This window comes from Cytobacillus sp. C11.1 (assembly GCF_058145115.1).
In genome coordinates this window covers 1,971,996-1,996,298 of record NZ_CM176935.1, presented here as the reverse complement: position 1 = coordinate 1,996,298, position 24,303 = coordinate 1,971,996, and the positions used below count along the sequence as shown (strand labels likewise).

Below are 24,303 nucleotides of genomic sequence, written 5' to 3'. Positions count from 1 at the left end.
TATTTTTTGAATTAAATAAAAAAATCCCGAATGTCCGTTAAGGACATCGGGATTCTCATACATTAAGCATGTTTAGAAAGAAGTTCAGCAAGAGCTTCTTTCGGCTGGAAACCAACCACTTTGTCTACTACTTCACCGTCTTTTAGAACGATTAAAGTCGGGATGCTCATTACGCCAAACTTTCCGGCAGTTTCCTGGTTTTCGTCAACATCAATTTTTACAATTTTAACTTTATCGCCCATTTCAGAATCAAGCTCTTCCAATACTGGAGCGATCATTTTACAAGGCCCGCACCAAGGAGCCCAGAAATCAGCCAATACTAAACCAGAACCTGTTTCAGTAGTGAAGTTTTGATCAGTTGCATGTGTAATAGCCATTTGTATGCCTCCTAAAATTTAACTCAAATACTAACGACAGTATATCATCGTTTATAATATGTTGCTAACAATTTGCTCGATCGTAATTTACCCTATTTTATGCGAATTATTCCTCTTTGCCTGTATCTGTGATTATGTATAAAGGGCGGCCAATAGCCGCCCTTTCAACTCTATTCAAGAATAGCCAATCAGCTGATTCTTACGCGTTTACTTTAAGTTTCTTAAACTCTTCTGTTAACATTGGGACAACTTCAAACAGGTCGCCAACAATGCCGTAATCTGCCACTTTAAAGATATTTGCTTCAGGATCTTTATTGATGGCTACGATTACTTTTGAGTTTGACATGCCCGCTAAATGCTGGATAGCTCCTGAGATGCCGCAAGCAATATAAAGGTCTGGAGTAACTACCTTACCTGTTTGGCCAATTTGCAGTGAATAGTCACAGTAATCCGCATCACAAGCTCCTCGTGATGCACCAACAGCTCCATTTAGAACAGACGCAAGCTCTTTTAATGGTTCAAAGCCTTCCTCGCTTTTAACACCTCGGCCGCCAGCAATAATTACTTTTGCTTCCGATAAGTCGACGCCTTCGCTTGCTTTGCGGACAACTTCTTTAATGATTGTACGAAGATCCTTGATATCTGCAGATACTGAAGAAACATCGCCAGATCTTGATTCATCCTTCTCCAATGGAGAAATATTGTTTGGACGAATAGTCGCAAACAGCAAGCCATCTGTTACGATTTTCTTTTCGAATGCTTTTCCTGAATAGATTGGACGTGTGAACACAAGGTTTCCGCCCGCTTCTTCAAGGCTTGTTACATCGGATATTAATCCTGATTCCAATTTGGCAGCAATTTTAGGAGCAAGGTCCTTTCCAAGTGCTGTATGTCCAAAAATAAGTCCTTCAGGGCTTTCAGACTCAATAACAGCCATTAAAGCCTGAGAATATCCGTCCGGAGTATACTGTTTTAATTTTTCATCTTCAACAGTTACTACACGATCAGCTCCATACTGGATTAATTCCTGAGCTAAAGCGCTTACAGATTCGCCGATTAAAACACCTACAACTTCTCCGCCTTCTGCTGCAGTTTTTCCTGCTGCTACCGCTTCGAAGGATACATTACGCAATGAACCGTCACGGACTTCACCTAACACTAATACTTTTCTAGCCATATGCTTTACCCCCTGCGTTTTTATTATCAGTTAATTCCGATCAGACAACTTTGGCTTCGGTATGAAGAAGGTTAACCAGTTCTTTAACTTGATCTTCCAATTCGCCTTCAAGAACTTTTCCTGCTTCTTTCTTAGGCGGCAAGTATATTTCAATTGTCTTTGTTTTTGCTTCAACATCGTCTTCCTCAAGGTCCAGGTCGTCAAGCTCAAGCTCATCTAGAGGCTTTTTCTTTGCCTTCATAATTCCCGGCAATGATGGATAACGCGGCTCGTTTAAGCCTTGCTGAGCAGTTACCAATAGCGGAAGGGATGTTTCAATCACTTCAGAATCACCTTCAACATCGCGCACTATAGTAGCAGAGCTACCATCGATTTCAAGTTTGGTGATTGTTGTAACATAGGAAATGCCCAGAAGCTCAGCTACTCGTGGACCTACTTGGCCTGAACCGCCATCAATGGCTACATTCCCGGCAATAATTAAGTCCGCTTCTTTATCTTTTAGATATTCTGATAAAATTTTAGCAGTTGTAAATTGGTCTCCGTCTTCGAGGTCATCTTCCGTATTGATTAAAACAGCCTTATCTGCACCCATGGCAAGGGCTGTGCGAAGCTGCTTTTCAGCTTCCTCTGTTCCCACGGAAACTACTGTAACTTCCCCGCCTTGTGCATCGCGAATCTGGATCGCTTCTTCAATCGCATATTCATCATAAGGGTTAATGATAAATTCAGCGCCATCTTCGTTGATTTTGCCGCCTGAGATCGTAATTTTTTCTTCAGTATCAAATGTTCTCTTCATTAATACGTAGATGTTCATGATTTCCCTCCTAGTAATTTAGCTCTGTTAAACTTGCCTGCTGAATTTCACTCCCAGTAAAAAAGAGAAGCCAACAATGGCGTTAACATAGCTATTAATAAAAACATTTCTGCACTTCGAAAGATTGAAAATATTCAAGGCATACAGAAAGGCCAATCTGCTGGGACCGCCCAAATCATGTGATTGAGCGGCCGCTCGCTGGCAGACCAGAATTTAACCAATGAATCTTCTGAAGATTAAATCATCCGCATACAAGTCCATTATAATAGATTATAAGAATGAATGTAATCTTTCAGGGCAAAACTTTGAAAAACTATTGCCCGGTGAAGTTCGGCTCTCGCTTTTCAATAAAAGCAGATATGCCTTCCTTACCATCTTTTGAAACAAAAACCTCTCCAAACAATTCTGCTTCTCTTTTAACGCCTTCATAGAACTGTCCAGTCTTCCCATAATTCAATAACTCAATCGCTGCCTTAATAGAACCAGGGCTCTTCTTGGCAATCTTTTTGGCCATTTTATAGGCGTTCTCCAATAGCTCCTCTTCAGGGTAAGCATGATTTGCCAGGCCATATTGGACTGCTTCCAGGCCTGTGATTGGGTCACTTGTGAATAGCATTTCTGCCGCACGTGCTGGACCAACAAAGCGAGGAAGACGCTGCGATCCGGCAAAGCCAGGAATCAATCCGAGCTGAAGCTCAGGAAGACCAAGCTTTGCATTTTCAGCAACAAGCCGGAAGTGGCAGCCCATTGCCAGTTCTAGTCCACCGCCGAGAGCAGCACCATGAATGGCTGCAATAATCGGCTTAGGGAATTTTTCCATTCTTTCGAATAAGTCCTGTCCATAGGTTGAGAGGCTGGAAAAAGCATCTCCGCTTTCTATTGTCGTAAATTCTTTAATATCAGCGCCAGCAGAGAAAAATCTGCCTTCTCCGTGGATGAGAATTACTCTGATATCTTCATTCGGTTCAACTTCATCCAGAACAGCTGACAGCTCTTTTAACAGTCCGGATGAAAGAGCATTTGCCGGCAGACGTTCAATTGTGATCGTCGCCACCATATCCTGATGGGACCATTTCAAATATTCCAATCATATTCCTCCTCATTATATTTTAATAGCACTTTATGAGGATCAAACATTCCCGCAACCGTTGATCAGCAGCTTATGAACGGGTTCTGCCAAAGCAGTAAGGTCATATTTTTGTTCATTCATCACCCAAGTCGTTACCGTTTCATCCATCGTGCCAAATATCATTTGCCTGGCAAGCCTTATGTCCAGATCACTTGAAAACTCCCCGCTATCCTTGCCGTCTGCCAGTATTTTTTCCACTAAGGCAAGGTAACCCTTAAGGACTTCATTGATTTTATGGCGGAGATCTTTATTGGATTGCCTCAGCTCGAGCTGGGTGACTATTGCCAGGTGGCGGTCTTGAGAGAGCATTTTAAAGTGCGTTTCTACCATCATTAATAGTTTCTCTGCAGCTTTCTCTTTTCCTGCAATTTTTTCTTCGATTTTCTCTACGAAGTAACCCATTTTATCCTGAAAGAGGGATATTAAGATATCTTCTTTGTTTTTAAAATATAAGTATATGGTGCCGTCAGCGACACCTGCCTGCTTTGCAATTTTAGATACCTGTGCCTGGTGATAGCCATTTTCGGCAATCACAACTACCGCCGCATCAATAATTTGCCGGTATTTAGGTTTCGTTTTCTTCAAGCTTTTCCCTCCTTTCAAGAATAAAAAACCAGCTAAACGGCAGTGCACTTTTTCCTTTATTTGGTGCAGCCGGATGGGTCGCCTGCCTTTACGTGAAATCACCATCCGTGCTGCTGTTTTAACCAGTAAAATAAGAACCAGCAAGCCAATAGTTTAACTATGATTTTATATATTCCTTTAAAATTCGTTTTGAGGCATAAAATGAATGAATCATCATTCATGTTTCTATAATAGTAGCACACATCATTTCTGTCAAGAAATTACCGCCGAAATATTTAGTTCATTATGACATTCCCTAGAACAACGGACAAGCATAATATATCAAAAATAAAGAGCCGATGGGAATCGGTCTCTGCAATTAAGCCCGCTTTTCCTCTTCTTCTTTTAATCTCTTTTTTTCTTCATCTACAAGTGCTCTTCTCAATATCTTTCCGACAGCTGTCTTTGGAAGCTCTTGGCGGAATTCGTATAGCCTAGGAACCTTATAGGCTGCAAGATGCTTTCTTGCAAATTGATTCAACTCATCTTCAGTTGCTTCTGAGCCCTCTTTCAGCACAATATAAGCTTTTACGGTTTCGCCCCGGTAAGGATCCGGAATTCCGGCAGCCACTACTTCCTGTACTGCAGGATGCTCGTAAAGTACTTCTTCTATTTCACGCGGATAAATATTAAACCCGCCAGCAATGATCATATCCTTTTTCCTGTCCACAACATAGAAATATCCCTTCTCGTCCATGTAGCCAAGGTCCCCTGTCAGCAGCCAGCCATCCCTTAAAGTCTGTGCAGTATCTTCGGGCCGGTTCCAATAACCTTTCATTACCTGAGGGCCTTTTACTGCAATCTCACCAACTTCCCCTACTGGGAGCGGTTCACCTGTCTCTAGTGAAAAAATGGCTGAATCAGTATCCGGCCAGGGCACGCCTATGCTTCCTTTAACACGCGGACGATCCCATAGAAAGTTCGCATGAGTAACGGGTGAAGACTCTGTTAAGCCGTAGCCTTCAACAAGTTTTCCGCCTGTTATTTCCTCAAATTTCTGCTGGACTTCAACAGGAAGAGCTGCTGATCCGCTGATGCAAGAATCAATGGAGGACAAATCATATTTTTTCAGATCCGGATGATTTAATAAGCCAATATAAATGGTCGGTGCCCCAGGAAATAATGTTGGGCGCTGCTTTTGAATTGTTTTCAATGTCGTTTCAGGGTCAAACTTAGGCAGGAGGACCATTTTGTGCGCTTCCATTACAGACAAAATCATTACTGTTGTCATTCCATACACATGGAAAAATGGCAAAATGCCCAGTACCACTTCCTCGCCGCGCCTGCATTTATAAAGCCATGCTTTGCACATTGCGGCATTGGAAACCAGGTTCCGATGCGATAGCATAACACCCTTTGGAAAACCAGTAGTGCCCCCAGTGTATTGCAATAAAGCCAAGTCTTCCTCAAAATCAAATTTATGAATCACGAGAGGTTCAGCAGGCCTTTTTAAAATCTCTGTAAGCAAATGGTTATGTCCTTCATGCTTCACATTGACGACAATGCCATACTGTTTTTTTTGCATAAATGGATAAACCAGATTTTTAGGGAATGGAAGAAAATCTTTGATAGCGGTTACAATTATGTGTTCTAAATTTGTTTGAGGCATCACTTTAGTCACTCTTGGAAATAAAATGTCCATTGTAATGATCGCCTTTGCCTCTGAATCCTTCATTTGATATTCAAGCTCTCGTTCCATATACAATGGATTTGTCTGTACAACAACTCCTCCAGCCATCAAAATTCCGTAATAGCTGATAACAGACTGTGGGGTGTTTGGGAGCATGATTGCTACCCTATCTCCCTTTTCAATCCCGATATTTTGCAGATACGCAGCCAGCTTAATTGAAGAATCATACACATATTTATAGGTAATTTCCTTCCCCATAAATTGGATGGCTATTTTTTCCGGGAATTCATCTGCTGCTTGTTTTAAATATTCCTGCACCGGCTGACTGGGATATGACAAGGTTGAGGGGATATCTGCCGGGTACTGTTCTAGCCATGGTTTTGATTCTGCCATTGTGTCCCTCCTTATTGAATGCTCAAAGGGAGAGTTCTTCTCCAATTTGAACATAACTGAAAATTTTTAGAACATTCTAACTGTTCATTCTTATTATAATATAATGCCGTCTCTATGACAATTAGAATAAGACCTTTCACATAGGCAGAAAATTTTATAGAAGGTTGTCCTTTATACTGGGAAATTCCTGTAAGAATTAAAAATAAAAAACGCCATAAAACAATGGCGTTTTTTTGTATTTACCTATATCACTAAAACATTACACGATGAAAAATATATAAATGGCTCCTATGAGAAGAAATACTCCGCTAAGAACCAGTAAAACTTTAGCTAGTTTTTCCACTGCAATAAATCTCTCCTTAAGATAAACCTGCCCCAATGACATACGATAAACCAATCGATAACACCATCGAAATAAAGCCGACCGCTTTGTTATTATTCTCGATTTCTTCATCAATTTTAAACTTAGGTGTTAAAAATTCAAAGATAAAATAGCCGATCAATAATAGAACGAATCCAAATATTCCCCAAACAATCATCGTTAATAATGTATCATTATGCAAAATGGAATGCCTGAAGATATTGGCAATCCCAAATATTTTTCCTCCAGTTGCCATTGCAACTGCAATATTGCCATTTTTGATTTCTTCCCAATTGCGGTATTTGGTGACCAGTTCAAAAATGGCTAAAAAGACAATCATACATAAAATGACAACACTATAATACGCGGCTGTCTGAATATATTCATTTTCCCAAAATTGGTTCATTTGCATTCTCCCCGTTGGAATTTAAGGTCTTTTCGCAATCTTCAGTTCAAAGCCGAACTTGATGCCCGGATTCAAACGGTTATTAGAACAGCCACTAGCCCCGCGCTGAGCTAGAAGAGAGGCCTGGAAACAAATATCTAATTTCTTATTTAAACTCAACAACTGTAACACCTGTTCCGCCTTCTCCAGCTTCGCCAAATCGGATTTTTTTAACAGATCTGTGGTTTCTCAAATATTCCTGAACACCCTGCCTCAAGGCTCCAGTACCTTTTCCATGGATAATGGACACACGCGGATAGCCTGCCAAAAGAGCGTCATCAATATATTTCTCTACTCTTAACAGGGCATTTTCGTATCGTTCACCGCGCAAATCCAGCTCAAGACTCACATGAAAGTCTTTACCCTTTACTGTAGCCATTGGCTTTGTTTCAACTGGTTTAGGGCTCTTAATATATTCCAAATCCTTCTCGGAAACCTTCATTTTCAAGATCCCAATCTGGACTTGCCATTCCTTATCCGACACCTTTTCCAGCAGATGGCCTTTCTGTCCAAAGCTTAAAACCTTGACCTCATCGCCAGGTGCGAAGGTGTGTTTATCATTTTTAGGCTTGGCTTTGTTTTGTGTTTTCCTAATCTGCGGAGCAGCTTCAGCCAATCGTTTTTTCGCTTCAATCAGCTCGTGTTCCTTAACCTCCGCATTTTTTTCCATGCGCATCTTTCTTAAATCACGAATAATCTGCTCTGCCTCAGCTTTAGCTTTTTCAATGATATCTGCAGCTTTCTCCGCTGCTTTCTCATGCATTGAATCTTTTTGCTCATAAAATTCAATCATTTGCTTTTGCAGATCTTTATGGAGTTTTTCTGCATCCTTTAATAAATCATTTGCTTCTTCCCTGTCAGATTCCGCCTGCTTTCGGCTTTCTTCAAGGGAAGCTATCATCTTTTCAACCTGATTAGTATCTGCACCAATATAGGACCTGGCCGTATCAATCACTTTGTCATTGAGCCCCAGGCGTTTTGATATTTCGAAAGCATTGCTTCGTCCCGGCACACCAATAAGCAGCTTATAAGTTGGGCTAAGCGTTTCAATATCAAATTCTACACTTGCGTTAATAACTCCTTCTCTATTATAGCCGTAGGCTTTGAGTTCAGGATAATGGGTAGTGGCAATAACCCTGGCTCCGCGCTTGTAAACTTCATCAAGGATGGAAATAGCAAGGGCAGCCCCCTCCTGAGGATCAGTTCCAGCTCCCAGCTCATCAAATAGAACAAGACTGTTAAAATCGACATGATTCAGGATATCCACAATATTTACCATATGCGAAGAAAAGGTACTTAAGCTTTGTTCAATGGACTGTTCATCCCCGATATCCGCATATACAGCCCCAAAAACTGCAGTCTCCGAGCCATCCAGGGCAGGGATCTGCATGCCTGCCTGGGCCATTAATGTACAAAGACCAACCGTTTTTAGCGTAACAGTCTTACCTCCCGTGTTTGGACCAGTAATAACAATGGTGGAGTATTCCTCTCCCAATGTGATATCATTAGCGACCACTTCGTCGGGAGGTATAAGCGGGTGGCGCGCTTTAAATAAAGATATCCTTCCTTCATTATTGACTTTAGGCTTTGATGCCTTAATCCGCTTGCTGTACCTTGCTTTAGCAAACATAAAGTCAATTTCCCCAAGCACTTCCACAATTGTCTCCAATTCACCACTGTATTCAGCTGCAAGTCCGGACAGCGCAATCAAAATTCGTTCGATTTCCTGCTGCTCTTTTACCCTGATGCCTTGAAGTTCATTATTTAGCTGGACAATCGATTGAGGTTCAATAAATAAAGTTTGCCCGGATGAACTTTGGTCATGGATAATGCCGCCATAATGGCCGCGGTATTCCTGCTTTACAGGGATAACAAATCGGTCATTGCGGATGGTGATGATCGCATCGGAAAGCATCTTTTGTGCGCTGGAAGAACGAATCATACTCTCCAGGCGCTCTCTTACACGTGATTCCTTTGTGCGCAGCTGATTGCGGAGTGACCGGAGCGCCTCGCTAGCACTATCAAGCACTTCACCATTTTCATCGACAGCATTTCGGATGGACGTCTCCAGATCCGCCAAAACAATAATTTTATCTGTATATCCCTGCAAAATAGGCAGGCTGCTTTCTTCTGCAAAGTCCTCTATAAATCTTTTCATTTGCCTGCTTGCATGGATCGTACTAGCAACTTGAGTGAGCTCCTGCGGGCTCAGCATTCCCCCAATAACTGCCCTTTTCACATGCGGACGAATATCAAAAATGCCACCTAATGGCACATTGCCTTTAATACGGAGCACTGTAACTGCTTCATCCGTTTCTTCCTGCCTGCGGATTACTTCTTCAAAATCTGTTGAAGGAAGAATATTTTCTGCCTTCTTCCTTCCCAAGGAAGATGAAACGTGCTCAAGCAGCTGTTCTTTTACTTTATTGAATTCAAGTATCTTTAAAACTCGTTCTTGCATGAGGACTTTCCCCTTTCAAGCCAAATTCCTAATTGCGTTCCTTCAGGAATTTGAGCAAATCTTCTGTGTCCATGGCGTTAAGGACAGAATCCTTCTTAATCCATCCCTTTTTAGCCGCGGAAACACCAATTTCCATATGGTTTAGTGTATCTATTTTATGCGCATCGGTATTAATCACAATCTTGACGCCTGCTTCCTGAGCTTCCCTGATATGCTCTGCGGCAAGATCAAGCCTATTTGGATTTGCATTCAGCTCTAATGCAGTATTCGTTTGTTTAGCAAGTTCAATGAGCATTTCCATATCCACTTCATAGCCTTCCCTCCGGCCGATCAATCTACCTGTAGGGTGTGCAATAATATCCACATGGGCATTCTGCAATGCTGTTTTTAAGCGAGCCATAATTTTTTCCTTTGGCTGTGAAAAAGAAGAATGGATGGAAGCAATAACAATGTCCAGCTCTTCCAGAAGCTCGTCATCATAATCAAGGGAGCCGTCAGGCAGTATATCCATTTCCACTCCTGATAATATCGTAAAATCATCGAATTTCTCATTAAGACGCTTAATTTCTTCTTTTTGCTGGCGAAGCCTTTCTGCTGTTAGACCGTTAGCTACCCTTAAATACTGTGAATGGTCTGTAATGGCCATATACTTATAGCCGCGGGAACGGCAGGCTTCAATCATCTCCTCAATTGAATAGGCGCCATCACTCCAGGTCGAGTGCATGTGAAGGTCGCCCTTGATATCTTCTAGGGATATTAACATCATATCTTTGTTATATTCATCCACTTCTTTTCCATCTTCCCTAATTTCAGGCGGGAAATAAGGAAGTCCAAAATGGGCATAAAATTCTTCTTCTGTTGAAAAAGTGAGAATTTCACCTGTTTCTATATTTTCAACCCCGTATTCGCTGATTTTTTCCCCGCGCTCTTTAGCCAGCTGCCGCATTCTGACATTATGATCCTTTGAGCCGGTAAAATGATGCAGAGTTGTCGCAAACTCATGGGGCTCCACCAAACGGAAATCAGCTGATATATCATAGGATTGCTCAAACACGACAGAAACCTTAGTATCTCCCGCTGCGATAACCTCTTTTATTCCTGGAAGATTTAATAATTGCTCTTTTACTGATGGAGGATTTTCGGTAGATATGATAAAGTCAAGATCCTTAATCGTTTCTCTCATTCTCCTTAAACTTCCTGCTCTGGAGTATTTTTTGATGTCTTTCATATCAGCCAAAGCCGCCTCAATACCTTCTGCTATCGGAAGCATAAATGCAAGCGGAAGGCGTTCCGGCCTTGAACCTGCGTTCTCAAGGGCTATCAATATCTTTTCTTCGGTCTTTTTACCAAAGCCTGCAAGGTTCTGTACCTTTTTATTGCGGCAAGCTTCTTCTAGGTCTGCGGCATTTTCTACGCCCAATTCTTTGTATAGCTTGGCAATCTTCTTTCCTCCCAGGCCTGGAAGCTGGAGCAGAGGGATTAAGCCAGAAGGTACCTCTTCTTTAAGTTCAGCCAGTACGGAGGACTGCCCTTCTTTAATGTACTCCTCTATTACGGCCGCAGTCCCTTTTCCGATCCCGGACAACTTTGTAAAGTCTTCAATTTCAGATAAACTTTCATCATTGGATTCGAGTGCAAGTGCTGCCTTGCGGAAAGCTGCTGTTTTAAAAGGATTTTCTCCCTTTAATTCCATATAAACAGCGATTGTTTCCAAAATCCTGATCACATCTTTTTTATTTATACTCATTCAAACCACCTGCCCGTAACAGTATTAGTATCAGTATTATCTCTTATTTAGCGGTGCAACTTCAAATCAGGGCCATTTTCAAAAGGCTTTTTTCGTAAAGTATGTTGCTTTTTAACTGTAAACTAAGTTTAACCAACTGAGTTGATTGGAGCGGAGGGTACTCGACTCCTCGAAAATGCATTCGCATTTTCTTCGTGCGGTGTTTACTCAAGGTTACTTTTCCAATGTCCTGCGGGATGAGAGGGAGTAAGAGACCCCACAGGCGAAGCCGAGGAGGTTCTCATTCCTCCCCGCGGGTTCGCTAAGTGCCCCGTGCTGAAATCAACGGGCATCATTCATAAGCTAAAGTCTATGAGAAACAGCCTTTCAAAAAGAAAACTTCTCTAGAAATAGAGAAGTTACGCTGCCATATATTCAACCCACATTTCTTTTAACTGCTTGGAGAGAACGGGCGTATTCTTAACCATTTGTTCCGCCAGAAAGGAATTATTAATAGGTCCCTGCAGCACTTCAATTGGAACAAGTGCGGCTATGTATAATAGAATAAACATGATAAGATAGACTTCAATAAATCCGAGTATTCCACCTGCCCAAACATTGAGCTGCTTTAATATCGGCAGATGCGCAACAAAGTCAAGCATACTTCCAATAATTTGCAGCAGAATTTTCACCGCAAAAAAAATCACGACAAAGGCAATGGCGCGATAGTAAGCATCTTCAAGATTTGCATTCTCAAAAAGCGTTTGAATCGCCGAGTCGCTGCTAAAGCTTGGATATGGCACCCATAAAGTCAACTTGGGCGCAAGCTCCTGGTAATACATACGGGCTACTATAAAAGCGATAATAAATCCTGTTAAATGAATTAATTGCAGGATAAATCCTCTTTTTAGCCCAATGAAAAAGCCAAAAATTAATATAATGATAATTGCGATATCCAGCATGACTATTTTCCGTCCTTTACTCTATTTAATTCGTTTTCCAGCCGTTCCAGACGGTCTTTTAGCTTTATATAATCATTAACAGCATTGACTGCGGTTAGTACGGCTAACTTACTAATGTCGAGTGAAGGATTCTTCGAACTGATTTCACGCATTTTATCGTCAACCAGCGAAGCAATAAGGCGAACATGGCTGGAGCTCTCGGAGCCTACTATTACATATTGCTGTCCATATATATCTACGCTTGTTCGATTTTTTTGTGACAACGTCCATGCCCTCCTTCTTTAAAGAATCCTACTCATTATCATAACATGAACGTATATTGGTGGGAAGTCAAAGCATGTCAAAAGAGCATAGTTCATGTAAAACTTTTTCCATAAGGAAGGCTGGGAAATGAATCTGTAATCAGGCAAAAAAAACTAAACCGAAATTATAAGTAATAGAGGAGATATAAAATGAGCCAAGTTGTACTTTTAAAAAAAGCAAATGAAATTTCAGAAATGAAGACCTACTATTCACGACATTTGAACGATAAGCAGCCTCCAGGAAGTATCTTTGCAGCAAAGGTTCCCGGCTGTTCAATCACCGCCTACAAATCGGGCAAAGTCTTATTCCAGGGGAGCGGAAGTGAGGAAGAAGCCAATAAATGGGGTGATACCGGACGCAGCGCCCAGCCAAGCAAAAAGAAAAGCCCGGCCGCAGCTAACCTTCCGGAAAATATCAGCACCCTTTCAGTGATAGGTTCGGATGAGGTTGGCACCGGCGATTACTTTGGCCCAATCACCGTTGTCGCAGCTTATGTAAAGAAAGAACAAGTCCCTTTACTGAAGGAGCTTGGCGTAAAGGATTCCAAAAATCTTGGGGACGAAAAAATCATTGAAATTGCTAAGCAAATTAAGGATATCGTGCCACATAGCCTTTTAACACTGCATAATGAAAAATACAACAAGCTGCAGCAATCAGGCATGTCACAGGGGAAAATTAAGGCTTTGCTGCACAATCAGGCGATTGGGCATGTTCTTGGTAAAATAGCTCCTGAAAAGCCTGAAGCTATACTGATTGACCAATTTGCCAAAGAAGAAGTTTACTTTAACTATTTAAAAAATCAGCAAATCATCCAGAGGGAGCGTGTATTTTTTAGCACGAAAGCGGAAGGAATACACCTGGCAGTAGCGTCTGCATCCATACTGGCCCGCTATGCTTTTGTACGCCATTTCGAAAATTTAAGCAAACAGGCTGGATTTACGCTTACTAAAGGAGCCGGCCCAAAGGTAGATGAAGCGGCTGCACGACTGATCAAGGAAAAAGGCAGTGAAGCATTGCCCGCGTTTGTGAAGCTGCACTTTGCCAATACTGAAAAAGCAATGAAGCTGTATAGCCGGAAATATAATTAATGAATGGCTGTTTTATAGATAAGCCTGTTATATTAAATAGGCTGAAAAACAGCCGGATCTCAAAGTATTTCCGCTTTCATTTTTGTATTTATCGGCCAAAATCGGGCATTTATCGGCCCAACCAAAAATCCCCATAAGGAAAAGGCAGCCCCCAGGCTGCCTTCCTCTTTACTATCCTCTTAATACCGCTCCGGCTTTTTCCTTCACAGCATTCAAAACTTTGTCATGCGCTTTTGCTACATCTTCATCTGTTAATGTGCGTTCAGGATCAAAGTACTTTAGGGAGAAGGCAATCGACTTCTTGCCATGCTCCATACGCTCGCCTTCGTACAGGTCAAATACATGAACGTCTTTTAAAAGCTTGCCGCCAGCTTCTTTAATAATGGCTTTAAGCTCGCCAGCTGCAGCTCCCTTTTCCACCACAAGGGCAATATCACGAGTGATAGATGGGAAACGCGGGATTGCTTCATACTGCAATGGAGCAACTTCTGCTTCCAAAATAGCTTTCAATGACAATTCAAATACATAGGTTTCTTTTAGATCAAGTTCTTTTTCAACAGTTGGATGGACTTGGCCGGCAAATCCAACTGAATTTCCAGATAGCAGTACTTCTGCTGTTCTGCCCGGGTGCATGCCATCCTTTTCAGACTGTCTGAAATCTATTTTTTCGGAAAGTCCCAGCTTATCAAATAAGCCTTCAAGAATTCCTTTTAGGACGTAAAAATCAACAGGCTTCTTTTCCCCCTGCCATGGGTGGCTTTCCCATAATCCAGTAACCGCACCAGCCAGATGCTCACGCTCCTCAGGCAGTTCCTCATTTCCATTGGAAAGGAAGACTGCTCCTGTTTCATACACAGCGAGGCTGTCGTTCTGACGTGCAGAGTTATATTTTAATACCTCAAGAAGCTGTGGCACGATGCTTAAGCGAAGAAGGCTGCGGTCTTCACTCATTGGCATTGCCAATTGGACAGGTTTGCGCTCTTCCAAAGCGTACTGAGTTGCCTTTGCTTCATTCGTCAATGAATAGGTCACTGCCTGGTAAAGTCCGGCACCTTCAAGATAACGGCGGACCAATCGCCGTTTATTCTGATATTCCGTAAGATGGCCTGGTGTAGAAGCTCCGACCGGTAGAGTAGAGGCTAAATTGTCGTAGCCATATAAACGGCCAACTTCCTCAATTAAGTCTTCTTCAATCGTGATGTCACCTCTTCGTGTTGGCACTGTCACAGTGATTTCATCGTTATCAACAGCAGTTTCAAATTGAAGGCGGGCAAAGATTCCCTCTACTTCCTTCATGGACAGCGCTGTACCAAGCACGCGGTTAATCTTTTCAAGATTTACGGAAACCAGTGCAGGCTCAATCTGGAGTGAATCTGCCTCTACAGAACCTCCCAGCACTTCTCCGCCAGCATATTCAGCAAGCAATTGGGCCGCTCTTTCCGCCGCTTCCCTGACTCTGTTCGGGTCTACACCTTTTTCAAAACGGGAACTCGCTTCACTTCTAAGGCCATGGTCCTTGGAAGCCTTTCTGACAGCTGCACCTTTGAAATAAGCTGATTCAATAAGTACATTCTTAGTATCGGATTGTACTTCAGAATTAGCTCCGCCCATAACGCCGGCAAGGGCAATCGGCTCACTGCCATTAGTAATTAAAAGATGGTCAGATGTTAACTCACGCTTGGCATCATCAAGTGTAACAATGACTTCACCCTCTTTTGCTCTGCGGACAAGAATTTCTTTTGATCCCAAACCGTCATAGTCAAAAGCATGAAGCGGCTGTCCGTATTCAAGCAGGATGTAGTTAGTAACATCGACCACATTGTTGTGCGGGCGAATCCCGGCTGCCATTAACCGTGCCTGCATCCAAATTGGAGATGGACCCACTTTAACATTTTTAACGACTTTAGCTACATATAATGGATTATCTTCTGCTGCTTCTACCTGCACATCAATATAATCCGACGCTTTTTCAGATATAGTTTCCACTTGAGGTTCTGGAAGTTGTACTTTTCTGCCTAAAATGGCTGCTACTTCATAGGCAACCCCCAGCATACTTAAGCAGTCAGAACGGTTCGGCGTTAATCCAAGCTCAAGAACCTGATCGTCACGGTTTAATTGCTCAATGGCATCCTGCCCAACCTCAACGTTTCCAGGGAAAACATAGATCCCTTCAGAATATTCCTTTGCGACAAGTTTGCTTTCAATGCCTAATTCCTGCAGGGAGCAAATCATCCCATTTGATTCTTCTCCGCGAAGTTTGGCACGCTTTATTTTAAAATTGCCTGGAAGTACAGCTCCAACTGTTGCAACAGCTACCTTCTGTCCTTTATCGACATTGGGAGCTCCACAAATGATTTGTACAGGCTCGCCAGCACCTGTATCTACAAGACACTTGTTAAGCTTATCCGCGTTTGGATGCTGTTCTCTCTCAAGGACATGACCTACAACTACACCCTTGATTCCTTCATTCAGAATCTCAACGCCTTCGACCTCAATACCACTTTTTGTAATCTTTTCTGCAAGCTCATCAGGTGTAACGCCAGATAAATCAACATATTCCTGAAGCCATTTATATGAAACGAACATGTAATATCCTCCTCAACCTCGTTTTATTCATGAATTGAAAATTGTTTTAAGAATCGAACATCATTTGTATAGAAATGGCGAATATCATCTACACCATATTTCAGCATGGCAATTCTCTCCGGCCCCATTCCAAATGCAAAGCCTGTGTATTTCTTGGAGTCGAATCCTGCCATTTCAAGAACATTCGGGTGAACCATTCCGGCACCGAGGATTTCAATCCAGCCTGTTCCTTTACATACGCTGCATCCTTTTCCGCCGCAAATTTTACAAGAGATGTCCATTTCAACAGATGGCTCTGTAAATGGGAAGAAACTTGGGCGAAGACGAATCTCTCTGTCTTCTCCGAACATTTTCTTTGCAAATACTTCAAGTGTTCCTTTAAGATCAGTCATACGGATATTCTCATCCACAACAAGCCCTTCAATTTGCATGAACTGATGAGAGTGTGTTGCATCATCATTATCACGGCGATACACTTTCCCCGGACAAATAATCTTTACAGGCCCTTTACCTTCATGCTGCTCCATTGTTCTGGCCTGTACTGGCGAAGTATGGGTACGAAGAAGAATCTCTTCTGTAATATAGAAGGAATCCTGCATATCACGGGCAGGGTGGCCTTTAGGAAGGTTCAATGCTTCAAAGTTATAATAGTCTTTTTCAACTTCAGGTCCTTCAGCCACTGTATAGCCCATTCCAATGAACAAATCTTCAATTTCTTCGATAATGCGTGTTAATGGATGGTGGTTTCCTGTTTTTACAGGACGTCCTGGAAGAGTAACATCAATTTTTTCAGCAGCCAGTTTTTCCTGGACCGCTGCTTCTTCAAGGTGTTTCTGCTTCTCCTCAATTCCAGCAGCAATGCTATCCCTCACTTCATTCGCAAGGGCCCCCATTTTCGGGCGCTCTTCAGCTGACAATTTCCCCATTCCTTTTAGAACTTCTGTAATCGGGCCTTTTTTACCAAGATAAGATACACGGATATCATTTAGTTCTTTTAAATCAGCAGCAGTGCTGATTTTTTCTAACGCTTCAGTTTGTAGTTCTTTTAAACGCTCTTGCATCTGAAAAATCCTCCTTTAATTAATTTCTTTTACTTTTTTTGCCAAAACAAAAAACCTCTATCCCATAAAGGGACGAGGTTTCGCGGTACCACCCTTTTTAACACATATATGTACATAAAGCACGTGTTCACTTCATTGGGATAACGGCTGATGCCGGTACATCTTTACACCGAAATGCGGAGGCGACTCCTCGAGCCCCTAGGTGCCGTAGCTAGACAGTTATCTATTCTGGCTCTCTATTTCATTTCAATGGTCCCGATGCCAACTCAGGAGATGAAAATTCCCTTGCAATCCCAATAAAAATGCTTTCAGTCTAAGGCATTTTCTCCCTGAAAAGGCATTAACAAAGTACTGAACTCCGTCATCGTTTATTTCTTATAATTTTGCTGTTAATTATAGTATATTCTTCATGCCGTTTCAAACGGTTTTCATAAAAATGCTGCCCATTTTTTATTTTCTTAGGTGATAAAGCAGAATTCCGGCAGCGACCGCTACATTCAACGACTCACTTTTTCCCAAAATCGGGATATAGAGATTGGCAGTTGTTAGGGCTAACAGGTCTTTATTTACACCGCTTCCTTCATTCCCAACCAGCAGGGCAAAGGACTCGGCATGATCGGCCTCAGTATATTCCCTGGCGTTTTCTAATGCTGTCCCAAAAACAGTTACATTATTTTCTTTAAGCCTGTTCACCCATTCAAACAGGTCTCCCCTTATAACTGGCAAATGGAAATGACTGCCCTGTGCAGAGCGAAGAACCTTTGGGTTATAAACATCCACACTTCCATCGCCCACAATAACGGCATCCATTCCTGCTGCATCTGCTGTCCGGATCATGGTACCCAAATTACCGGGATCCTGAACAGCGTCAATCAGCAAATACCTATTGCCTTCAACATCATCAGAGGACTTCGCCTGTTCGCAAACAGCAAGGATCCCTTGCGGCGTTTCGGTATCAGTCAGCAGCCCAATGATCTCCTCCGTTACCATAGTTAAAGGGATATCACCATAATCCCATCCAGGAGGCATGTCCTTGGATTCGTTTATAATAATTTCCAAAACCTGATTACCTGCAAGCGCTTCTTCCACCAAATGGAAGCCTTCAACCAAAAAAGTTCCTGTCTTATCCCGCTCTTTTTTTGTTAAGAGCTTCTTCCAATCCTTAATTTTCGGGTTCTTTGCAGATTGAATATGCTTCAACACTGTCTCTCCTTTTATAGAAAATCCTGTTGGCCTGGAATTTCTTTTATACAATTTTTTCATTATAGCCTATTTGGAATACATAATAAAAGCAAAATTAGAGAACATAATAACGAATTATATCTGGAAGGAGTGCATGAAGGTGAATTTAAACCTGCGTAATGCCATTTTACACAATGTATCCGGCAACTCTCAAGACGAACTAAAAGATACAATTGTAGATGCAATTCAGAATGGGGAAGAAAAAATGCTTCCTGGATTAGGCGTTTTATTTGAAGTCATTTGGCAAAACTCTTCTGAAGAAGATAAGCAGGAAATGCTGCAAGTTTTAGAAAGCGGGCTAAAATAACAAAGACGCGCAAAATAGAAAAACTGCTCCCTGATGAACTGCACCCCATTTGTTAGACACAACTGACAAATAGGTGCAGTTTTTCCATTAGCCTAAGAAAAACTCAAAGCCATATTGAGTTGCGATGGCAAAAATTCCGCTCCATAATACGAGCGAAACGATCATCCAAAGAGTGGTCCATTGTTTTTTTGCACCAAGTCCCATCGCGATTGCTGCAGCTATATGGGTGCCAATAAGAATAGGGCCTGCAAGAGCCAAGCCGGGCAATCCATATCGGTTCCAAATCTTCTTGCCTCTTTTTGCCCGGCCGCTCTCTTTTCCTCTGGCCCCTTCTTTTTTCTCCGCCGAAGCTGAAAACGCTCAAACAGAACAATCAGCAGGAAGACAGTCAGAAAATTCCCCCCAAATGATAAAACGGCAACAAGGAAAGGGTTCAGCCCTTTCACGATGGCAATTGGAATAACTGCCGCTATTTCAATCCATGGAATGGCGGCCAATATGAAAACTAATATATATTCCCAGATGATATTTTCCACCCCGCTTTATTATTGTTTGCTTCCGGTGATTCTCTAGCTTTTTGACTTCCGATATATTTATAAAGTGTCTATTTGTGCTAGAAAAAGAATTTTCACCTACTAAAACGGCTGATTTAGTTTAAGTTACTATATTTGCAACCCTTTAATATTTGAAGATTTTCACTCTTATTTCCAATTATCAGTTTTTCCAATAAAAAACTCCGGGATGGACCGGAGTTTTCCTTTTTGCACAATTATTCAAAAGTAATTTTATCAACAGTTTCACGATCAAGGCGCTTAATCACTTCAGCGATAAGCTTTACAGCATTTTCGTAGTCATCGCGATGCAGCATTGCTGCGTGTGAATGGATATAGCGTGTTGCAATCGTGATAGAAAGGGAAGGAACGCCGTTATGCGTAACATGGATGGCTCCTGAATCTGTTCCGCCGCCAGCTATTGAATCAAATTGATAAGGTATATTTAGTTCATCTGCCGTATCTGTAACAAGATCCCGCAAGCCTTTGTGTGAAACCATGGATGCATCATAAAGAATGATTTGCGGTCCTTTGCCCATTTTGCTCATTGCTTCTTTTTCGGAAATGCCCGGAGTGTCACCTGCAATACCAACATCAACACCGAATGCGATATCCGGCTCAATTTTTTGTGCAGAAGTGCGGGCACCGCGGAGTCCAACCTCTTCTTGCACAGTTCCTACACCGTAAACAAGGTTTGGATGGTCAGCCTCTTTCAATTGTTTTAATACATCGATAGCAATCGCACAGCCAATACGGTTATCCCACGCTTTTGCCAAAAGCATTTTCTCATTGTTCATTACCGTGAATTCGAAATATGGAACCACCATATCACCTGGTTTAACTCCCCACTCTTTTACTTCTTCACGGCTGGAAGCGCCGATATCAATAAACATGTCTTTAATTTCAACAGGCTTTTTGCGTGCTTCCGGAGATAGAATATGAGGAGGCTTTGATCCAATTACACCCGTTACATCTCCCTTGGAAGTTACGATCGTTACACGCTGTGCAAGCATAACCTGGGACCACCAGCCACCAACCGTCTGGAAGCGGATAAACCCTTTATCATCAATGCTTGTTACCATAAAGCCAACTTCATCGAGGTGGCCGGCTACCATAATTTTAGGGCCGTCTTCTTTACCGGTCTTTTTAGCAATTAAGCTTCCCAGTCCGTCAGTTGTCACTTCATCAGCAAATGCTGTTATGTACTTTTTCATTACCTCGCGCGGTTCGCGCTCATTGCCCGGAATCCCTTTGGCATCTGTTAATTCCTTAAGCATTGTTAAAGTTTCATCTAATTTAGCCATCATTTCGACTCCCTTAATATGTATTCATCCCTATTATACCGAACCTGCAATTCAATATAAAGAATTATCAGACGGAAACCTAATCCGGCTCAAGACGGACATTAGTTTTATAACTCTCCTTAAACTTACCCGTAGGTTTTCACTCAACTCAATGCCAAAATCAACATTGAGCATATCCTGGCTTTTAGTATCCTTCCGCCTGCCTTTTATAATTCACTTCATTTTTGTCTATATACGCCTTTTCAATGTCTGAAGGAGTGAATCCCAGCATTTCTCCAAGATTTAAATAGGCTGAAAAAAGCTGTTTGTAACGGTTAAGTGAAGGGCTTGTCCGAAATTTGCCGATTCCATCATAAACCGATAAAAATTGACCAGCCACAGACTCTTCTTTATCTAAAGTGATGCCATAATCTTCTTCCTGGTCAAATCCGCACTCAATGCCAAGAGATAAAATGAAATGTATACCGTCCACAAACTCTTCCAATACTGTTTCCTGAGGGGAAGAAGGCTTGTGGCTCCAAAACTTAAAGCACCTAGTTTCGTTTGCCAGCTCCCCCAGCTCAACAAGCAATGCAAGTACTTTACGTTCGAATAAATCTTCATCCTGCAATTGATGATTTGTTTCTATATGACTGTCCAATGCCTTTTGCATTTGAAATAATTGCCGATATTTCATTCTCCACCATCCTATTTCCTTATTAAAGATAAGCTGCTTAAATAATACTTTATGATTTGTAAAGTCAAAAAGATTATAACAAATCGCTCTAAAGTTGAAACCTTTTTTAACTTCAACCGTAAAGTAAAGAAAATATTATTGGAGGGCTGTTAATATGTGGCTCCTGCGCATGCTGCTGTTCGCACTTATCCTTTTTCTCCTCTACACTGCGGTAAAATATCTTCTGAATTCGAAGCGAAAACTTGAACTTGCCCACGAACAAAAACGTTATTATTTTTGGGATGACCAGGAAAATGTCCGGAAAAACTTCCTGATTACGTATAAAGGTGTTTTATTTGAAGGCGAAAAATATCTTGGCACTACGGACAATGCTTTTGAAGTTGTTTCCATTTTTATCTGGCCGCGCAGTATTGCTGCCCTTAAAGGGATGGTTCGGGAAGATTTTATTTTTATTGAACGAAAAATCACTGAGGCCTATCCGAATGCTAAGATTGACTGGAAAAGCCCCGTTAAAGAGTTTATGCATAAAACCAATTCCCCAGGCGAGCTTTTCAAAGATCATATGTAAAAAAACGTTCGGGCCACCCGAACGTTTTTTTCATGCTGCTTTAAAGAATTCCTTCCATTTTATAACGGTTACTTTTTCCCTTAACACAAAAACTAAAATAGCAAGAGAAAACAAGATTAACAGAATCATGGATGGAGTAAACCGGCTGATAAACTCCCCAAACACGGTATAAAAGATTGCAAGGGGCAAATTGCTGACCCAGGAATTTTTCACATACTCATTAAAATTCTTGTTTCTCTCCATCAGGCAAAAGTTAAGCAAATGATAGTGAATAAACGGAATAAGCCTTAAGACAGTTACCTGCCCGACAGTCAGATTCCGGTACTCGCCGAACCATCTTTTTTTTAATAATGAAAGCTTTTCGTGCGTTCTTGGCATTTTGCTGATCATAAAATAAAAGAGAATGCTGCTCATCATTAATCCGATAATCGAGAATACAGAGCCAAAAAAGCTTCCAAACAGAACCCCCCCTGACACGCAAACAAGCGGGACGGGAATAAATAAAACCTGCCGTATAATATGAAAAAAAATAAAAGCAATGGGAGCAAGAATTCCAGCAGTCTCCACGATCACAAACAACAGCGACAAATGATCATTCATGCATCCACCTTCTCCCTGCTGTCATTCTGGGTGTTCACTAAAGCTTATGGAGGGCCATGCCTGCTTATGACAATTGAATGGTAAGGTACAGAATTAATCCAGCTTCCAGCAAAGCTAGAGCAGGCAATCCAAATTTAAATTGCAGATGCTTTGTTTTATGCCTAAATTTGTTCATTCCAAATGTCATCCCTGCAGCACCGCTAAAGAAAGCCAAAAGCCACAGATTCTTTTCACTGATCCTGTACTGATTTTTTTTCGCCTTTTCTTTATCCAGCTTCATTAAGAAAAAACCGGCAATATTCATAATCAGATAAATGAGAACAATTAATTTAATCATGCATGATCTCCTTTGTATGTATTACGCCTGTAATGAGCTTAAGAGAAGTGGGGCATTTTGTCTATATGTAAATAGCAATGTTCTTATGAAGGATTGCTATGCTCTTAAAAATATAGCTCTGTTAAAGCTTACTATTAGTTTTTCACTGAGGTGATTGGAGTGGAAGGAGCTCGATCCTCAAAAATGCTATCGCATTTCCTTCGTGCGGTGAGTATTCAAGGATGCTTATTCAAAGTCCTGCGGGAGGAGTGGGATAGGTGAGACCCCACAGGCGCTTGCACCGAGGAGGCTCACCGCCCGCCCCGCGTTCGCTGAGTGCCTGGAGCGGAAATCAACACCCCCATTTAACAGTGCTAAGAAATAAAAAAGCCACTCCCGTTTAGAGAATGGCTGGTGAATTATATATTATTTGCTAAGCTGCTGCTTTGCAACTGATGCTAATTCAGCAAATGCTTTTTCGTCAGCGATTGCTAATTCAGCAAGCATTTTGCGGTTAACTTCGATGCCAGCAAGCTTTAAACCGTGCATTAAACGGCTGTAAGAAAGACCGTTCATGCGAGCTGCTGCGTTGATGCGAGTAACCCAAAGTTTGCGGAAGTCGCGCTTTTTCTGGCGACGGTCGCGGTATGCATACATTAGGGATTTCATAACCTGCTGGTTAGCAACTTTGTATAATGTATGTTTTGAACCGAAATAACCTTTAGCTAATTTAAGAACTTTTTTACGACGTTTGCGAGTAACTGTACCGCCTTTTACACGTGGCATATTATTTCCCTCCTAATTTCGAGATATTACTTAAGATTTACTAGTAAGTTACGGATGCGCTTGTAATCGCCTGAAGAAACAAGAGTTCCTTTGCGAAGCTTACGCTTTTGTTTTTGAGATTTGTTAGCGAACATATGGCTTCTGTAAGCATGAGAACGCTTCAGTTTACCAGAACCTGTTCTTTTGAAACGCTTAGCAGCGCCGCGGTGAGTTTTCATTTTTGGCATGGGGAATTCCTCCTCTTACTTGTCGTTTTTCGGTGCTAAGACCATAAACATGCTTCGGCCATCCATTTTCGGATGTGATTCCACTGCTGCAACTTCATTGCAAGCTTCCGCAAAGCGGACTAGAACACGCTGGCCAATTTCCTTATGCGTAATGGCACGTCCTTTGAATCGGATCGATGCTTTTACTTTATCGCCTTTTTCAAGGAATTTAATAGCATTGCGAAGCTTAGTATTAAAGTCATGTTCTTCAATAGTCGGACTAAGGCGAACCTCTTTAATACTGATAATCTTCTGGTTTTTGCGAGCTTCTTTCTCTTTCTTCTGCTGCTCGAACTTGAACTTTCCGTAGTCCATGATACGGGCTACAGGAGGTTTCGCATTCGGTGCAACCAGAACAAGATCAAGATTTGCACGAGAAGCAATTTCAAGTGCGTCGAATTTTGATTTAATTCCTAACTGCTCGCCGTTTTGGTCAATAAGACGGACTTCGCGGGCGCGAATGCCCTCGTTTAACAACATATCTTTGCTAATAGCTAGACACCTCCAAGGTTTAATGCGAACACAACGTTTGGGTCAAGAAAAGCGCAAG

At 41.8% G+C, this 24,303-nt stretch carries 25 protein-coding genes; 3 read left to right on the top strand and 22 right to left on the bottom strand.

All coding sequences use genetic code 11. The features are described 5' to 3' along the window. Positions 1 to 62: 62 nt before the first annotated feature. From trxA to zapA, 11 genes are all read right to left on the bottom strand, one after another. Entirely contained in the window at positions 63 to 377 is a 315-nt protein-coding gene (gene trxA, locus AC3ZVC_RS09855) for a thioredoxin (RefSeq protein WP_110067892.1), read from the bottom strand. A gap of 199 nt (positions 378 to 576) precedes the next feature. Further along, positions 577 to 1,554 carry an electron transfer flavoprotein subunit alpha/FixB family protein gene (locus AC3ZVC_RS09850; protein ID WP_214725077.1) on the bottom strand — a complete coding sequence of 326 codons (978 nt, stop codon included), beginning with the start codon at positions 1,552 to 1,554 and terminating at the stop codon, positions 577 to 579. A gap of 40 nt (positions 1,555 to 1,594) precedes the next feature. Continuing rightward, positions 1,595 to 2,368: an electron transfer flavoprotein subunit beta/FixA family protein gene (locus AC3ZVC_RS09845; RefSeq protein WP_490068173.1), complete on the bottom strand. Its 774-nt coding sequence runs from the start codon at positions 2,366 to 2,368 to the stop codon at positions 1,595 to 1,597. A gap of 313 nt (positions 2,369 to 2,681) precedes the next feature. Further along, positions 2,682 to 3,455 (bottom strand): enoyl-CoA hydratase, encoded by a 774-nt coding sequence (locus tag AC3ZVC_RS09840; protein WP_490068171.1) that lies wholly within the window; start codon positions 3,453 to 3,455, stop codon positions 2,682 to 2,684. Between the two features lie 42 nt (positions 3,456 to 3,497). Beyond that, positions 3,498 to 4,082 (bottom strand): fatty acid metabolism transcriptional regulator FadR, encoded by a 585-nt coding sequence (fadR, locus tag AC3ZVC_RS09835; RefSeq protein WP_214725083.1) that lies wholly within the window; start codon positions 4,080 to 4,082, stop codon positions 3,498 to 3,500. A gap of 358 nt (positions 4,083 to 4,440) precedes the next feature. After that, positions 4,441 to 6,144, bottom strand: a complete 1,704-nt coding sequence (locus AC3ZVC_RS09830; protein WP_490068170.1) for a long-chain-fatty-acid--CoA ligase — start codon at positions 6,142 to 6,144, stop codon at positions 4,441 to 4,443. A 359-nt stretch (positions 6,145 to 6,503) separates the two neighbouring features. After that, positions 6,504 to 6,911, bottom strand: a complete 408-nt coding sequence (locus tag AC3ZVC_RS09825) for a DUF350 domain-containing protein (RefSeq protein ID WP_490068169.1) — start codon at positions 6,909 to 6,911, stop codon at positions 6,504 to 6,506. 145 nt (positions 6,912 to 7,056) lie between these two features. Beyond that, a complete protein-coding gene (locus AC3ZVC_RS09820; protein ID WP_490068168.1) occupies positions 7,057 to 9,411 on the bottom strand; it encodes an endonuclease MutS2 in 2,355 nt (784 codons plus the stop codon). A gap of 28 nt (positions 9,412 to 9,439) precedes the next feature. Then, on the bottom strand, positions 9,440 to 11,158 hold the full coding sequence (polX, locus tag AC3ZVC_RS09815; RefSeq protein ID WP_490068167.1) for a DNA polymerase/3'-5' exonuclease PolX: 1,719 nt from the start codon (positions 11,156 to 11,158) through the stop codon (positions 9,440 to 9,442). A gap of 398 nt (positions 11,159 to 11,556) precedes the next feature. Then, complete coding sequence (locus AC3ZVC_RS09810) at positions 11,557 to 12,099, bottom strand: CvpA family protein (RefSeq protein ID WP_490068165.1); 543 nt, start codon at positions 12,097 to 12,099, stop codon at positions 11,557 to 11,559. A 2-nt stretch (positions 12,100 to 12,101) separates the two neighbouring features. After that, positions 12,102 to 12,362 (bottom strand): cell division protein ZapA, encoded by a 261-nt coding sequence (zapA, locus tag AC3ZVC_RS09805; RefSeq protein ID WP_490068163.1) that lies wholly within the window; start codon positions 12,360 to 12,362, stop codon positions 12,102 to 12,104. 189 nt (positions 12,363 to 12,551) lie between these two features. Here zapA and rnhC point away from each other — a divergent pair, with 189 nt between their 5' ends. Further along, entirely contained in the window at positions 12,552 to 13,490 is a 939-nt protein-coding gene (gene rnhC, locus AC3ZVC_RS09800; RefSeq protein WP_490068161.1) for a ribonuclease HIII, read from the top strand. 171 nt (positions 13,491 to 13,661) lie between these two features. Here the strand turns inward: rnhC and pheT are convergent, their stop codons facing one another. The 3 genes from pheT to AC3ZVC_RS09785 all read right to left on the bottom strand — a co-directional run bounded on the left by pheT (position 13,662) and on the right by AC3ZVC_RS09785 (position 18,337). Further along, positions 13,662 to 16,076: a phenylalanine--tRNA ligase subunit beta gene (pheT, locus tag AC3ZVC_RS09795; protein ID WP_490068159.1), complete on the bottom strand. Its 2,415-nt coding sequence runs from the start codon at positions 16,074 to 16,076 to the stop codon at positions 13,662 to 13,664. A 23-nt stretch (positions 16,077 to 16,099) separates the two neighbouring features. Next, positions 16,100 to 17,137, bottom strand: a complete 1,038-nt coding sequence (gene pheS / locus AC3ZVC_RS09790; protein WP_490068158.1) for a phenylalanine--tRNA ligase subunit alpha — start codon at positions 17,135 to 17,137, stop codon at positions 16,100 to 16,102. A gap of 450 nt (positions 17,138 to 17,587) precedes the next feature. Next, the gene (locus AC3ZVC_RS09785; protein WP_490068157.1) at positions 17,588 to 18,337 is read right to left on the bottom strand and encodes a TrmH family RNA methyltransferase; all 750 of its coding nucleotides are present in this window, start codon (positions 18,335 to 18,337) and stop codon (positions 17,588 to 17,590) included. A 142-nt stretch (positions 18,338 to 18,479) separates the two neighbouring features. On the opposite strand from AC3ZVC_RS09785, the gene sspI reads away from it, so the two are divergent. Further along, positions 18,480 to 18,686: a small acid-soluble spore protein SspI gene (sspI, locus tag AC3ZVC_RS09780; protein WP_490068156.1), complete on the top strand. Its 207-nt coding sequence runs from the start codon at positions 18,480 to 18,482 to the stop codon at positions 18,684 to 18,686. A gap of 218 nt (positions 18,687 to 18,904) precedes the next feature. Here the strand turns inward: sspI and AC3ZVC_RS09775 are convergent, their stop codons facing one another. The 3 genes from AC3ZVC_RS09775 to AC3ZVC_RS09765 form a co-directional block, all read right to left on the bottom strand. Then, positions 18,905 to 19,222 (bottom strand): small multi-drug export protein, encoded by a 318-nt coding sequence (locus AC3ZVC_RS09775; RefSeq protein WP_490068155.1) that lies wholly within the window; start codon positions 19,220 to 19,222, stop codon positions 18,905 to 18,907. 233 nt (positions 19,223 to 19,455) lie between these two features. Beyond that, positions 19,456 to 20,541: a M42 family metallopeptidase gene (locus tag AC3ZVC_RS09770; RefSeq protein ID WP_490068880.1), complete on the bottom strand. Its 1,086-nt coding sequence runs from the start codon at positions 20,539 to 20,541 to the stop codon at positions 19,456 to 19,458. Positions 20,542 to 20,725: 184 nt separating this feature from the next. Continuing rightward, on the bottom strand, positions 20,726 to 21,217 hold the full coding sequence (locus AC3ZVC_RS09765) for a dUTP diphosphatase (RefSeq protein WP_490068154.1): 492 nt from the start codon (positions 21,215 to 21,217) through the stop codon (positions 20,726 to 20,728). Between the two features lie 154 nt (positions 21,218 to 21,371). Here AC3ZVC_RS09765 and AC3ZVC_RS09760 point away from each other — a divergent pair, with 154 nt between their 5' ends. Then, complete coding sequence (locus tag AC3ZVC_RS09760) at positions 21,372 to 21,785, top strand: sigma-w pathway protein ysdB (protein ID WP_490068153.1); 414 nt, start codon at positions 21,372 to 21,374, stop codon at positions 21,783 to 21,785. A 30-nt stretch (positions 21,786 to 21,815) separates the two neighbouring features. Here the strand turns inward: AC3ZVC_RS09760 and AC3ZVC_RS09755 are convergent, their stop codons facing one another. The 5 genes from AC3ZVC_RS09755 to infC form a co-directional block, all read right to left on the bottom strand. After that, the gene (locus AC3ZVC_RS09755; protein ID WP_490068152.1) at positions 21,816 to 22,385 is read right to left on the bottom strand and encodes a TVP38/TMEM64 family protein; all 570 of its coding nucleotides are present in this window, start codon (positions 22,383 to 22,385) and stop codon (positions 21,816 to 21,818) included. Positions 22,386 to 22,449: 64 nt separating this feature from the next. After that, positions 22,450 to 22,722, bottom strand: a complete 273-nt coding sequence (locus AC3ZVC_RS09750; protein WP_490068151.1) for a DUF1294 domain-containing protein — start codon at positions 22,720 to 22,722, stop codon at positions 22,450 to 22,452. Between the two features lie 405 nt (positions 22,723 to 23,127). Beyond that, complete coding sequence (rplT, locus tag AC3ZVC_RS09745) at positions 23,128 to 23,487, bottom strand: 50S ribosomal protein L20 (protein ID WP_053434161.1); 360 nt, start codon at positions 23,485 to 23,487, stop codon at positions 23,128 to 23,130. Positions 23,488 to 23,513: 26 nt separating this feature from the next. Beyond that, positions 23,514 to 23,714, bottom strand: a complete 201-nt coding sequence (rpmI, locus tag AC3ZVC_RS09740) for a 50S ribosomal protein L35 (protein ID WP_009333215.1) — start codon at positions 23,712 to 23,714, stop codon at positions 23,514 to 23,516. Positions 23,715 to 23,729: 15 nt separating this feature from the next. After that, on the bottom strand, positions 23,730 to 24,233 hold the full coding sequence (gene infC, locus AC3ZVC_RS09735; protein ID WP_214729314.1) for a translation initiation factor IF-3: 504 nt from the start codon (positions 24,231 to 24,233) through the stop codon (positions 23,730 to 23,732). Between the last annotated feature and the right edge of the window lie 70 nt (positions 24,234 to 24,303).